At 69.6% G+C, this 12,819-nt stretch carries 14 protein-coding genes and 1 riboswitch; of the genes, 8 read left to right on the top strand and 6 right to left on the bottom strand.

All coding sequences use genetic code 11. The annotated features are described in order from the left end of the window. Positions 1-96: 96 nt before the first annotated feature. Entirely contained in the window at positions 97-732 is a 636-nt protein-coding gene (locus AB0M56_RS49845; RefSeq protein WP_364190508.1) for a TetR/AcrR family transcriptional regulator C-terminal domain-containing protein, read from the bottom strand. A gap of 74 nt (positions 733-806) precedes the next feature. Here AB0M56_RS49845 and AB0M56_RS49840 point away from each other — a divergent pair, with 74 nt between their 5' ends. Both AB0M56_RS49840 and AB0M56_RS49835 read left to right on the top strand, forming a co-directional pair. Next, the gene (locus AB0M56_RS49840) at positions 807-1,430 is read left to right on the top strand and encodes a nitroreductase family protein (RefSeq protein ID WP_364190505.1); all 624 of its coding nucleotides are present in this window, start codon (positions 807-809) and stop codon (positions 1,428-1,430) included. Between the two features lie 5 nt (positions 1,431-1,435). Further along, the gene (locus AB0M56_RS49835) at positions 1,436-3,715 is read left to right on the top strand and encodes an AAA family ATPase (protein ID WP_364190503.1); all 2,280 of its coding nucleotides are present in this window, start codon (positions 1,436-1,438) and stop codon (positions 3,713-3,715) included. Between the two features lie 46 nt (positions 3,716-3,761). Here AB0M56_RS49835 and AB0M56_RS49830 read toward each other — a convergent pair whose 3' ends face one another. Then, complete coding sequence (locus tag AB0M56_RS49830) at positions 3,762-4,433, bottom strand: LytR C-terminal domain-containing protein (RefSeq protein WP_364190501.1); 672 nt, start codon at positions 4,431-4,433, stop codon at positions 3,762-3,764. Next, complete coding sequence (locus AB0M56_RS49825; protein WP_364190498.1) at positions 4,430-4,738, bottom strand: DUF3263 domain-containing protein; 309 nt, start codon at positions 4,736-4,738, stop codon at positions 4,430-4,432. The genes AB0M56_RS49830 and AB0M56_RS49825 overlap by 4 nt, the downstream gene beginning before the upstream one ends. Before the next feature lie 139 nt (positions 4,739-4,877). On the opposite strand from AB0M56_RS49825, the gene AB0M56_RS49820 reads away from it, so the two are divergent. The 4 genes from AB0M56_RS49820 (at position 4,878) to AB0M56_RS49805 (ending at position 9,068) form a co-directional block, all read left to right on the top strand. Continuing rightward, positions 4,878-5,447: a peptide deformylase gene (locus AB0M56_RS49820; protein ID WP_364190495.1), complete on the top strand. Its 570-nt coding sequence runs from the start codon at positions 4,878-4,880 to the stop codon at positions 5,445-5,447. Between the two features lie 776 nt (positions 5,448-6,223). Further along, positions 6,224-6,355, top strand: a riboswitch (TPP riboswitch). Further along, positions 6,349-7,992 carry a phosphomethylpyrimidine synthase ThiC gene (gene thiC, locus AB0M56_RS49815; RefSeq protein ID WP_364190492.1) on the top strand — a complete coding sequence of 548 codons (1,644 nt, stop codon included), beginning with the start codon at positions 6,349-6,351 and terminating at the stop codon, positions 7,990-7,992. It overlaps the preceding riboswitch by 7 nt. 27 nt (positions 7,993-8,019) lie before the next feature. Next, complete coding sequence (gene thiD / locus AB0M56_RS49810) at positions 8,020-8,838, top strand: bifunctional hydroxymethylpyrimidine kinase/phosphomethylpyrimidine kinase (protein WP_364190490.1); 819 nt, start codon at positions 8,020-8,022, stop codon at positions 8,836-8,838. Between the two features lie 17 nt (positions 8,839-8,855). Continuing rightward, complete coding sequence (locus tag AB0M56_RS49805; protein WP_364190488.1) at positions 8,856-9,068, top strand: hypothetical protein; 213 nt, start codon at positions 8,856-8,858, stop codon at positions 9,066-9,068. Between the two features lie 55 nt (positions 9,069-9,123). Here the strand turns inward: AB0M56_RS49805 and AB0M56_RS49800 are convergent, their stop codons facing one another. Then, a complete protein-coding gene (locus AB0M56_RS49800; RefSeq protein ID WP_364190486.1) occupies positions 9,124-9,519 on the bottom strand; it encodes a helix-turn-helix domain-containing protein in 396 nt (131 codons plus the stop codon). A gap of 99 nt (positions 9,520-9,618) precedes the next feature. Here AB0M56_RS49800 and AB0M56_RS49795 point away from each other — a divergent pair, with 99 nt between their 5' ends. Beyond that, on the top strand, positions 9,619-10,542 hold the full coding sequence (locus AB0M56_RS49795; RefSeq protein WP_364190482.1) for an NADP-dependent oxidoreductase: 924 nt from the start codon (positions 9,619-9,621) through the stop codon (positions 10,540-10,542). 61 nt (positions 10,543-10,603) lie between these two features. On the opposite strand, the gene AB0M56_RS49790 is transcribed toward AB0M56_RS49795, so the two are convergent. Beyond that, on the bottom strand, positions 10,604-11,623 hold the full coding sequence (locus AB0M56_RS49790) for a phosphatidylinositol-specific phospholipase C domain-containing protein (protein WP_364190479.1): 1,020 nt from the start codon (positions 11,621-11,623) through the stop codon (positions 10,604-10,606). A 113-nt stretch (positions 11,624-11,736) separates the two neighbouring features. Between AB0M56_RS49790 and thiD (AB0M56_RS49785) the strand changes: the two genes are divergently transcribed. Further along, on the top strand, positions 11,737-12,570 hold the full coding sequence (gene thiD, locus AB0M56_RS49785) for a bifunctional hydroxymethylpyrimidine kinase/phosphomethylpyrimidine kinase (protein WP_364190476.1): 834 nt from the start codon (positions 11,737-11,739) through the stop codon (positions 12,568-12,570). Here thiD (AB0M56_RS49785) and AB0M56_RS49780 read toward each other — a convergent pair. Continuing rightward, positions 12,567-12,689: a hypothetical protein gene (locus tag AB0M56_RS49780; protein ID WP_364190474.1), complete on the bottom strand. Its 123-nt coding sequence runs from the start codon at positions 12,687-12,689 to the stop codon at positions 12,567-12,569. The genes thiD (AB0M56_RS49785) and AB0M56_RS49780 overlap by 4 nt on opposite strands. Positions 12,690-12,819 lie beyond the last annotated feature (130 nt).

The raw sequence follows: 12,819 nt of genomic DNA, 5'->3' as shown, positions 1-12,819 counted from the left end.
GATCACCATCACGAAGAGACAGCGCGGCAGCCGGTCGATTCGCCATACCGCATTCTGACACCCACCCAACCGTCAAACAACTAACGACACGCGACGCTAGCGTGCGGCCGCGCGCAGGCCGGTGAGCAGCAGATCGAGCTGGTCGTGGAAGTCCTGCACGCAGTCGACCTCCGCCAGTGACGGCAGCACACGGTACAGATTCGGCAGTTCCTCCGGCGTGACCATGCGGCTGAACCAGTCGCCGACGGGCTCGTCCCGCTGGGCGACGCCCCCGGCGGCGGAGTCGGCCAGCGCCGCGCCGAACGTGAGTCCCATCAACGACCGGTAGCCGCGGGCAGCGGCTTCCTCGTCGAGCCCGGCGTCGAGCAGCGCGCCCAGCAGGGCGTCGATCACGCGCAACGCGCCGGGCGAGCGCGGGTTCGCCTCCTCGGCCGCCAGCGCGCGCACCACGGCCGGGTGCCTCGTGAATGCCGTGTAGAGGCCTTCGGCGAGCCGGCGGACGCGGGTTTCCCAGCTCCACGAGGGCACCGGCAGCGGCACGGACTCGAAGACGCGGGCGGTGAGCCCGTCGAGCAGATCCCCTTTGTTCTTCACGTGGTTGTAGAGCGACATCGCCTCGACGCCGAGGCGGGCCGCGAGCTTGCGCATCGACAGCGCGCCCATGCCGTCGGCGTCCACCAGGGCCAGTGCCTCGTCGAGGACCTTTTCCCGCGTCAGGGTTTCGCGCACCACGGCCGAATCGTAGCTTACGGCGTAAGTACTTACGGTGTACGCTTACGTTGTAAGTATCGATCTGGAGGGACGCCATGGACGCCGAAACACTGCTCACCACGACCCGGTCCGTCCGCCGCAAGCTGGACCTCGGCCGGCCGGTCGACCCCGCGGTGATCGAAGACTGCCTGCGCATCGCCCAGCAGGCGCCCGCCGCCGGTGGGCTGCTGAAGGCGCAGCGCTGGGTCGCGGTGCTGGACCCGGAGCTGCGCGCCGAGGTCGCGGCGATCACCAGGAAGGCCGCGCACGAGGTGTGGCAGCACTACGCGCACCTGGCCGACACGAGCATGTTCGCCTCCGCCCGCCACCTCGTGGACAACCTCGATCGCGTGCCGGCGCTGGTGCTGCCGTGCATGCCGGGCCGGCCGCCGACGTCGGCCGCGGAGCAGTCGTCGTTCTACGGCTCGATCTACCCCGCGATCTGGAGCTTCCAGCTCGCGCTGCGCACGCGCGGCCTCGCGAGCTCGCTGTGCAGCTACCACCTCGCCGGCCACGAGCCGGACGTCGCGCGCCTGCTGGGGATCCCGGCCGACGTCACGCAGGTCGGCCTCATCGCCGTGGCGCACTCGACACAGCGTGAGTTCTCCCCCGCCGCGCGGCCACCGGTGGGCGAGATCCTCTCGTTCGACGCCTGGACGGCGTCCGCGTCGCTAGGGTGAACAGCGTGAGCGACCCGCAGATCACGCTGACCGTCAGGCACACGCCGTCCGCGCTGGATTCCCGGCGCGGAGTCGTGCGGATGCACCCCGAGGTGCTCGACGCGCTGGGCCTGCGCGCCTGGGACGCCGTGCACCTCACCGGCGCCCGGCGCAGCGCCGCGCTCGCCGCGCCGGCCGAGGAGGGCACGCCGGGCGTGGTGCTGACCGACGACGTCACCATGTCGAACCTCGGCGTGTCCGAGGGCTCCGAGATCGTGGTGACGCCGGCCGACGTCGCGGCGGCCAAGACGGTCACGGTCTCCGGTTCGCGGCTGGCCAGCGTGTCCGTGCCGCCGCAGACGCTGCGGCTCGCGCTCACCGGCAAGGTGCTCACGCGGGGCGACGCGGTTTCGCTGCTCCCCCAGGACCTCGCGCCCGCGCCGGGTTCGGACGTCGCGGCCGTGCGCGGGCAGCTGTCGCGCGCGATCGGCGCGACGTGGACCAACGAGCTGCTCACCGTCACCGCCACGGAGCCCGCGGGCGTGGTCGTGGTGGGACCGTCCACTGTGGTCAGCTGGCGCGACGGCGCCCGCACGGGCGAGACGCCGACCGACACCGTCCCCACGCGCAGCGCGACGGCACTCGTCCGAAGCACGGCCGTGACGGCGGCCGAGGACTACCTCGACGCGGAGGTCGTCGAGGAGGCGAAGCTGGAGGAGCTCACGGAACCGATCCCACCCGTCGCCGACCTGGTCGGGGCGGAAGGGGCCGCGCGCAAGCTCGCCGAGTGGTTCGACCTGGCGTTCCGGCGGCCGGAGCTGCTCGAGCGGCTGGGCACGTCGGCGCACCTGGGCGTGCTGCTGTCCGGGCCGGAGGGTGTCGGCAAGGCGACGTTGGTGCGGTCCGTCGCGCAGGCCGAGAACGTGCGCGTGGTGTCGCTGGTCGCGCCCAACATCGCCGTGCTGGAGCCGAACACGGCCCACGCCCGCCTGCGCGAGGCCGTGATCCGTGCCGCCGACGGCGACGGACCCGGGGTGCTGCTGATCAACGACGTCGACGCGCTCCTGCCCGCCACGCAGCCGCCACCGGTCGCCACCGTCGTTCTGGAGGAACTGCGCGCGGCCATGCGCCGCGAGGGCCTCGCCGTGGTGGCGACGACGCAGCGCGCCGAGTCCGTGGACCCGCGGCTGCGCACCGCCGACCTGCTCGACCGCGAGCTCGGCCTGCCGCTACCCGCCGCGAAAACCCGCGTGGAGCTGCTACGGATCCTGCTGCGTGACGTGCCCGTGGAACCGGGCGCCGACTTGGGCGTGCTCGCCGAGAAGACGCCCGGGTTCGTCGCCGCCGACCTCATCGCCCTGCGCCGCGACGCCGCGCTGCGGGCCGCGCTGCGCCAGCGTGACGTCGCCGAGCCGCGGATCTCGCAGCACGACCTGCTCGACGCGCTCGCCACCGTTCGGCCGATCTCCCTGTCCACTTCGGACAACCTGGCCACGGGCGGGCTGACGCTCGAAGACGTGGGCAACATGGTCGACGTCAAGCAGGCCCTCACCGAGACGGTGCTGTGGCCGCTGCGCTATCCGGATTCCTTCGCCCGCCTGGGCATCGACCCGCCGCGCGGAGTGCTGCTGTACGGCCCGCCCGGCGGCGGCAAGACGTTCCTCGTGCGCGCGCTGGCCGGCACGGGCGCGCTCAACGTGTTCGCGATCAAGGGCGCCGAGCTGCTGGACAAGTGGGTCGGCGAGTCGGAGCGGGCGGTGCGCGACTTGTTCCGGCGAGCCGCCGACGCCGCGCCGTCGCTGATCTTCCTGGACGAGATCGACGCGCTGGCGCCGCGGCGCGGGCAGTCGTCCGACTCCGGCGTGGCCGACCGCGTGGTCGCCTCGCTGCTCACGGAGCTCGACGGCGTGGAGCCGATGCGCGAGGTCGTGGTGCTGGGCGCCACGAACCGGCCCGAGCTCGTGGACCCGGCGCTGCTGCGGCCGGGCCGGTTGGAGCGGCGCATCTACGTGCCGCCGCCCGACGCGGAGTCGCGCACCGCGATCCTCAAGGCGACGTCGAAGAACACGCCGCTGGCGTCCGATGTGGATCTGGCGGCCATCGCGTCCACCCTGGACGGTTACTCCGCCGCCGACTGCGCCGCGCTCATCCGCGAGGCCGCGCTCACGGCGATGCGCGAGTCGCTCGAGGCGCACGTGGTCACCGCCGCCCACCTGGCGAAAGCGCGCGAGGTCGTGCGGCCGTCGCTGGACCCGGCGCAGCTGGCGACGCTGGAGGCGTACGCCCAGGCGCAGCAGGAACGCTGACGAAAACGGGCCCCACCTTCGCGGTGGGGCCCGTTATTTTCGCTGGTCAGCTGCCCTTGTGGCCGCTCTGGTAGTCCTTCGTGATGATCACTATCACGCCCGGGCTCGAGTTCTGGATGCCGTCGAACCGCGGCTGGGCCTGGAACCCGAACTCGGCGGCCAGCTGCTTCGCCGCGGCCTCCTCGTCGGTGCCCGGCCGGAAGTAGGCCGTGGTGTGCGGGATCACGCCCTGCGGGTAGTTGCCGACCTCAGGCACGTTCCAACCCGACGCGCGGAAGTCGTCGGCGGCCTGCTCGGCGAGGTGCGGGATCGTCGAGTTGTTGTAGACCCGCACGGTCACCCACTTGTTGGACGCCTGCTGGCCGTTGCCCGGCTGCCCCGGCTGACCACCGGGCTGGCCGGGCTGACCCGGCTGACCGGGCTGTCCGCTGGGCTGGCCAGGCTGGCCCGACTGGCTGGCCGGCGGCGGCGAAGGTGCCGACGAAGCCGGTGAAGACGGGGCCGAAGACGAAGGCGGCGTCGCCGGGGACGACGAGCCCGGCGCCGACTGCGACGACGAAGGCGACCCGCTCGAGCTGGTGGGCCCGGCGTTGTTGTCGCTCGATCCATTACCCGACAGTGCGGTGACGCCGCCGACGATCGCGGCGATCACGGCGACGCCGATGAGCGCGACGCCCGCGGCCCGCATGGGCCGGGACAGTCCCGAGAAGAAGCTCATGACAGTTCGATCCCCAGCCGCCTGGCGCCGCGCTTGCGCTGCCGGGCGGCGCGCGTCTTGCGCAGCCGCTTCACCAGCATCGGGTCGGCCGCCATGGCCTCAGGCTTTTCCAGCAGTGTGTTCAGCAGCTGGTAGTAACGGGTCGAGGACAGCGAGAACCGTTCCCGGATGGCGTTCTCCTTGGCACCGGCGTGCCGCCACCACTGACGTTCGAACGCGAGGATCTCCACCTCACGCTCGGTCAGGCCGCCCACATTCTCCGGCGGCGACGGCTGCTCCCCAGCCATCGACTCCGCGGCGTCCATGCGGTCCTCGCAATCGGTTTCGGCTGTCCTTCCGCGGGCGCCATTCAACCACGGAACCCACTCTCGACATGGGCATCCGGCGCGGCGCGTCACGGTCCGATCCAGGTGTATCAGACGGGTCCGACTAAACTCGCTGCTCGTGACCGTCCACCCCATCCGCATCGCCGGCGATCCCGTGCTGCACCAGCCGACCCGTGAGGTCACGGAGTTCGACGAGCAGCTGCGCACGCTGACCGAAGACATGTTCGAGACGATGTACGCCGCCGAAGGCGTCGGCCTCGCGGCCAACCAGATCGGCCTCGACCTGCGCCTGTTCGTCTACGACTGCCCTGACGACGAGGGCGTCGAACACCGCGGCCTGGTGGTGAACCCCAAGCTGGAGACGTCCGAGGTCCCCGAGACCATGCCGGACCCTGACGACGACTGGGAGGGCTGCCTCTCGGTCCCCGGCGAGTCCTACCCCACCGGCCGCGCGTCGTGGGCGCGCGTGAGCGGTTTCGACGTGGCGGGTGAGCCGATCACCGTCGAGGGCACCGGCTACTTCGCCCGCTGCCTGCAGCACGAGACGGACCACCTCGACGGGTACCTGTACCTCGATCGCCTGGTGGGCCGCCACGCCCGGGCGGCGAAGAAGATGCTGAAGAAGAACAAGTGGGGCGTGCCGGGGTTGAGCTGGCTGCCGCCGAAGGACGAGCCGGCCGAGGCCTGATTTTCTTTGTCGACGAGTCTCCCGGTCCCGGGTTGGGGCCGGGAGACTCGTCGTTTCAGCGGGTCAGCGGTCGAGGAAATGCTCGCGCACGAGGGCGGGTTTTCATCCCAGACCTGCTCCGGCATGGTGTCCGGCGAAGGCACCGAACTCCGGCGGTTCGCCTTTTCGCCCGGGGCTTTCCTGCGCAACCCTGATCGGTGTTGCGCCGGCGTGTTTTTTGTTGCGGGGTCGGGTTTTCTGTTGTTGTCCACAACTCGGGGTTCGCTGTGGACAACTCGGCTTCGGGGATCGTTTTGTCGGTGGGGAGCGGTAGACTGGCCAAGGGCCGCTCCCCCGAGGATGGGTGGGGGCTTTCCCAAGGTGAGTTACTGGGGGCACAAGCAGCTCGGCCGCGATTTTCGGCAGTTGTGGGCCGGCGAAACGGTGAGCACGATCGGGAGCCTGGGCTCGGCAATGAAGACGGAGCCGTGCGCACGATAAACGGATAATCGCGCCGGCCGCGGGAGTAGTCGGCGGAAATCGCGCGGAAACCACGGAGAGCAGTGGCCTGGGCCTCTTGACCGCTTCGGAACCGGAAGAATCGGGCCGCGCTCATCGCCGACACCGCCACCAGTCCGGCGAGCAGAGCTTTCCTCACGAGACGCCCCCGAAGTCGGCGCAGCTGACCGTCACGTGACCGTCTGTCGACCGGATGCTCCGATCCGGTGAAGAACACACCGGACACGGGGTCGCCTTGTGCTCGCGTGATCCGCCGTGGCATGGTCGAAGGACAACCTCATAACCAACGCGGGAGCTCGCGCCTTGGCGGGCTGAGAGGGTGGCTGGTGTCTGTCTGTGGACACCCGGTGCCGCCGACCGCATGAACCTGACCGGGTAATGCCGGCGTAGGGAGTGAACGTCGTTGACGACGCTGGAGAACGAGCCTGCCATCACGCCTTCCGTGACCACGGGGCCGATCACCGGTTCGCACAAGGTCTACCACCGCACCGAGTCGGGCCTGCGGGTTCCGGCGCGGCGCATCGACCTGTCGAACGGTGAGCACTTCGACGTGTACGACACGTCCGGGCCGTACACCGACCCGGACGCGAAGATCGACGTCCACAATGGACTTAACCCGCTGCGCGCGGGCTGGGCAGACGGCCGCGCGCACAACACCCAGCTCGGCTGGGCCAAAGCCGGTGTGATCACGCGCGAGATGGAGTTCATCGCCGCGCGCGAGCGGTGCTCGCCCGAGTTCGTGCGCGACGAGGTCGCGCGCGGGCGGGCGGTGATCCCCGCCAACCGCAAGCACCCGGAGACCGAGCCGATGATCATCGGCAAGAAGTTCCTGGTGAAGATCAACGCGAACATGGGCAACTCGGCCGTCTGGTCCTCAGTGGAGGACGAGGTCGACAAGATGGTGTGGGCCACCCGCTGGGGTGCCGACACGATCATGGACCTGTCCACCGGCAAGCGCATCCACGAGACGCGCGAGTGGATCGTCCGCAACTCCCCCGTGCCCGTGGGCACCGTGCCGATCTACCAGGCGCTGGAGAAGGTCAACGGGGAGCCGGAGAAGCTGTCGTGGGAGGTCTACCGCGACACGATCATCGAGCAGTGCGAGCAGGGTGTGGACTACGTCACCGTCCACGCGGGAGTGCTGCTGCGCTACATCCCGCTCACCGCCCGGCGCGTGACCGGCATCGTGAGCCGCGGCGGCTCGATCATGGCCGCGTGGTGCCTCGCGCATCACCAGGAGTCCTTCCTGTACACGAACTTCGAGGAACTCTGCGAGATCCTGCGCAAGTACGACGTCACGTTCTCCCTCGGCGACGGCCTGCGCCCCGGTTCGATCGCCGACGCCAACGACCGTGCGCAATTCGCCGAGCTCGAGACCCTCGGTGAGCTCACGCACATCGCGCGCGAGCACGACGTGCAGGTGATGATCGAGGGTCCCGGCCACGTGCCGATGCACAAGATCAAGGAGAACGTCGAGCTCGAGGAACAGCTCACCGGCGAGGCGCCGTTCTACACCCTCGGTCCACTCGCGACGGACATCGCGCCGGCGTACGACCACATCACCTCGGCCATCGGCGCGGCGCAGATCGGCTGGTACGGCACGGCGATGCTGTGCTACGTCACGCCGAAGGAGCACCTCGGCCTGCCCAACCGCGACGACGTGAAGACCGGCGTGATCACCTACAAGATCGCCGCGCACTCCGCCGACCTCGCCAAGGGCCACCCCCACGCGCACGAGTGGGACGACGAACTGTCCAAGGCCCGCTTCGAGTTCCGCTGGAACGATCAGTTCAACCTGGCGCTCGACCCCGACACCGCGCGCTCGTACCACGACGAGACGCTGCCCGCGGAGCCGGCGAAGACCGCGCACTTCTGCTCGATGTGCGGCCCGAAGTTCTGCTCGATGCGGATCACCCACGACGTGCGCAAGTACGCCGAGGAGCACGGTCTGTCCACTGTGGAGGCCATCGAGGCCGGCATGGCGGAGAAGTCGGCCGAGTTCGGCGAGCAGGGCAACAAGGTCTACCTCCCGGTCGTCGGGCAGTAGCTCCACCCGCTATTAAAGGCAGCAGTCATGACCGAAACACCCCGCACCGCCCTCACCATCGCCGGATCCGACTCCGGCGGTGGTGCGGGTGTGCAGGCCGACCTGCGCACGTTCTTCGCCCACGGCGTCCACGGGCTGGTCGCGCTCACAGCCGTCACGGTGCAGAACTCGCTCGGTGTGCAGGGCTTCACCGAGATCCCGGTCGAGGTGGTCACGGCGCAGATCAAGGCCGTGGCCGGCGACATGGGCGTGAACGCGGCCAAGACCGGCATGCTCGCCACGGCCGACATCATCCAGGCCGTGGCGAGGACGCTCGACGAGGTCCACATCGGACGCGACACGGATACCCCGTTCGTCGTCGACCCGGTGGCCGCATCGATGACCGGCCACGCGCTGTTGCGCGAGGAAGCGCTGGAAGCCATCCGCACGGAGCTCTTCCCCCGCGCCACGCTGATCACGCCGAATCTCGACGAGGTGCGGCTGCTCACCGGCATCACGGTCACCGGCGCGGAAACCCAGCGCGCGGCGGCCGAGGCGTTGCTGGAGTTCGGCTCGCGGTGGGTGCTCGTGAAGGGCGGGCACCTTTACGAGGCCGAGGACTGCGTGGACCTGCTGACTGACGGAACGGACGTGCTGGAGCTCAGCGGCGTGCGCATCGACACCGACAACACCCACGGCGGCGGTGACACGATGGCCTCGGCCATCACGTCGTCGCTCGCCAAGGGCGCCGACGTGCCGACGGCCGTGACCGAGGCGAAGCAGTTCATCGAACGCTGCGTCGCCGAGGCTTATCCGCTCGGCGCCGGGGTGGGGCCGGTGTCCCCGTTCTGGCGGCTGGCCGACTGACCGGCCACACTGGACCCGTGACCGACGACGCCGCCGCCCGCGCACTGTGGGCCCAGATGCCTTTGGACCTGCAGTTCGAGGTCGACCAGCTGGTCTCGGCCAACAAACCGGCCGCGGCCCTCAAGGTGATCCGGAAATGGGGCCTGGACCCCAAACCGGGCATCGCCGAATCACGTGCGGTGACCGACTACCGCAAGAACGTGCTGAAGCCACCGCCGCGCTTCACCTGAGTCCGAACTGGACGTTCCGTGCGTTACGGGAGGAAACCCCCCGTACCGCACGGGATCAGTTGACGGGTTCGAGCGAGCGCGTGTCGTAGGTGCTGCGCGCGTCGCGGATCCGGTCGAAGTTCGACTGCGACCACGTGCTCAGCGCGACCAGGTGGGCGCTGACCTCCGCACCCATCGGCGTGAGCGCGTACTCAACCGTCGGCGGAGTGGTCGGGAAGAACTTGCGGCTGACGAAACCGTCGCGTTCGAGGTTGCGCAGGTTCTGCGTGAGCATCTTCTGGCTGATGCCGCCGACGGCGCGGCGCAGCTCGCCGAAGCGGTGCGGCCGCTGCTCCAGCACGCCGAGCACGAGCGCCGTCCACTTGTTCGCGAGCAGGTCGAGCACATCGCGGCAGGGACAGCTCTTCAGGTAGACGTCCCAGGATCCGTGCTGGTCACAGGTGGTTTCCATCAGGTACCTACTTTACCGGGAAGTGCCTTCTGGCGAAAAGTGACTACCGGCACGAGCATAGGGAAGACCGAGCGAACCGACCAGAAGGAGAGATCCGAGATGCGCGTGGTGACCCAGCGGGAGTTCGGCGGCCCGGAAGTGCTGCGGGTGACCGAGACCGACCGCCCGGCGCCCGGCCCGACCGAGGTGCTGGTGCGCGTGCACGCCGCCGGCATCAACCCCGTCGACTGGAAGACGCGGGCGCACCCGGTGTTCCTGGGCGAGCCTCCGTACACGCTGGGCTGGGACGTGTCCGGCGTCGTCGAAGAGGTGGGTTTCGGGGCCACCGGGGTGAAGCAGGGCGACGAGGTGCTCGGCATGCCGTGGTTCCCGCGCGAGGCCGCGGCCTACGCGGAGTTCGTAACTGCGCCGTCGCGCCAGTTCGTGCGGAAGCCGGCCGGGCTGTCGCACGTGGAGGCGGCCGGGTTGCCCCTGGCGGGGCTCACGGCATGGCAGGCGCTGGTGGACGTGGCGGAAGTCCGGAGTGGACAGCGGGTGCTCGTGGACGCGGCGGCGGGCGGGGTTGGACACCTCGCCGTGCAGATCGCGAAGGCGCGCGGCGCTTACGTGCTCGGCACGGCCAGCGCGGCGAAGCACGATTTCCTGCGGTCGCTCGGCGTGGACGAACCGATCGACTACCGGGACGAGAACGCGGTCCCGGCGGATCTTGACGTCGTGCTCGGGCTCGTCGGCGAGGACAGCGACCTGCGTTGGCTGCCGTCGCTCAAGCCGGGCGGCCTGCTCGTCAGCGTGCCCGGTGGCGTCGGCGCGCGGGCTCAGGAGGAGGCGGCCAAGCGAGGCGTGCGGACGGCGCCGATCCTCGTGGAGCCCGACCGCATCGGACTGCTCGGACTGGTGGAGCTCGTCGAGGCCGGGCAGCTGAAGGTGCACGTGGACCAGACGTTCCCGCTCGAAGACGCGGCGAAGGCCCACGAGGTGGGCGAAGGCGGCCGGGTCACCGGGAAGCTGGTGCTCACCGTCTGATGCGGACACACAATGGCCCCTCGCGCGAGCCAGGGGCCATTGTGGACTGTCCGGGTGGAACTCAGCCGCGGGCGTCGACCTGCGGCAGCACCGTGGTCAGGCCCGTCCAGTCGGACGTGACCACGGACGCGTGCTGCGCCGCCAGCTCGGCCACGCGCTGGTTGGCCTGGTCGACGGTCGGGTTGTGGTCGTCGATGGCCGGGGCGACGTTCTGGCCGTCGGTCATCACCACGTAGTAGTGGTTGGCGTCGTACCACCACGGGCCGGTCTGCGTGACCCACGCGTTGGCGTCGCCGTCGAAGACCACGAACCACGGCTTGAGGTTGGCCGCGTACTTGTCGCGCGGGTCGCCGCCGACGGCGCCGTGCACGGTCGGGAAGATCTGGACGTCACCGAGCTTGCCCGCGTTCTTCTGCGCCAGCAGGTAGTTCGCGTACTCGACGTCCGCGTGGAGCGTGTCGGTGGGGTTCTGCTCCTCGACCGTGCCCGGGATGATCTCGGTCATCACCTTGCCGTGCAAGGCGTCCACGGTCGGCCAGTTGTCCGCCTTGGCCGCGTCGTCGAGCGTCGCGTAGCTGCCGAGGAGGTCGGTCGGTTTGAAGACGGCGCTGCCGAGGTGGGCGCGGAAGGCCGCGTCGAGCTCGTCCGGGCCCATGCCGGTGTTGTCCGAGAACCCGGTCTTCATTTCGAGCTTCAGCGTGAGCGGCGTGTGGTCCGAGTGGGCCGCGAGCCAGATGCGGATGTCGTCGAGGCAGTACTCCAGATTCTTGTTCGTGCCGCCCTTGTAGAGATCGGCCGTCGTCGACGCCGCGACGCAGTTGTTGCTGTTGCCCAACGGGTTCGAGTGGCTGACCTTCCACTCGTGCGTGATGAAGTCCGGCCACACGTCGAGCTCGATCAGCGACGAGCCGTTGTCCAGCGCCTGCGCAAGGAACGGGTACGCCGCCGGGTCGTAGGTGTTGTGCACGCCGACCGTGGTCACGTGCGAAAGTTTCGGGCTGTCCGCGTTCGCGACGGCTGCCCCGGACAACGACGCGGCGACGAGCGCACCGACCGTCACGACCACTGAAGCGAGTTTCATCCTGACCCCTTCACCCACCGATAGTGCGATGGCACTCACACTGTGCCACCGTGATGGACTGTGGATGAAGGACAGCTGACCAAATGGACTAGACCAGAAGTCGGAAAGTGCCCATGACTGAAATCCCGAGCCCGCCGTCGGCGTTGACCATCGCCGGTTCCGACTCCGGTGGCGCAGCCGGACTCCAGGCTGATTTGCGGACATTCCTCACTTGTGGGGTGCACGGGCTCGTCGCCGTGACGGCCGTGACGGTGCAGAACACGTTGGGAGTCCACGATCGCGCGGACATCCCGCCGCACGTCGTCGCCGGCCAGATCGAGGCCGTCGCGTCGGACATGGGTGTGGGGGCGGCGAAAACGGGCATGCTCGCGTCCGCGCAGATCATCCACGCCGTGGCGACGGCTTGCGACAACGCGGGCATCGGACGCGATCACGAGGTGCCGTTCGTGGTCGACCCGGTGGCGGCGTCGATGACCGGCCACCCGCTCTTCGACGCCGACGGGCTGTCCGCGCTGCGCGAGGAGCTGCTGCCGCGCGCGACCGTGCTGACGCCGAACCTCGACGAGGTGCGCCTGCTGACCGGCCTGACCGTGACCGACCGCGAGGGCATGCACACCGCGGCCGTGGCGCTGCACCGGCTGGGGCCGAAGTACGTGCTCGTGAAGAGCGGCCACCTCGTGTCCGACCCGGAGTGCGTCGACCTGCTCTTCGACGGCTCGACGTTCGTGGAGCTGCCCGGCCCGCGCTTCAACACCCCGCACACCCACGGCGCCGGCGACACCATGGCGTCGGCGCTGACGGCCGGGCTGGCGAAGGGGATGTCGGTCGTGGAGGCCGCCAGGTACGGCAAGTGGTTCGTGTCGCGCGCGGTCGAACACTCGTACCCGATGGGGGCGAAGGTGGGGCCGGTGTCGGCGTTCTGGCGGCTGGCGCCGGAGGACCGTTAGCCGGTTGCCGCGGCGATGGCGTCGGTGCTGTTGGAGCCGTTGCCTGTGAAGCCGGATTCGGCTTCACAGGCCCAGCGGAGCGCGCCCGTGCCGAAGATTTCGCAGGCCGCGTAGAGCACGCGTCGGCGCCGAAGAGGATCGCGGGATTGGCCCACTAGTGTCGCGTGTCGTTAGTTGTTTGACGGTTGGGTGGGTGTCAGAATGCGGTATGGCGAATCGACCGGCTGCCGCGCTGTCTCTTCGTGATGG

This window comes from Amycolatopsis sp. NPDC051372, assembly GCF_040682095.1.
Classification (GTDB): Bacteria; Actinomycetota; Actinomycetes; order Mycobacteriales; family Pseudonocardiaceae; genus Amycolatopsis.
The sequence above is the reverse complement of the archived record's forward strand: the minus strand, read 5'-3'. Positions and strand labels throughout refer to the sequence as shown.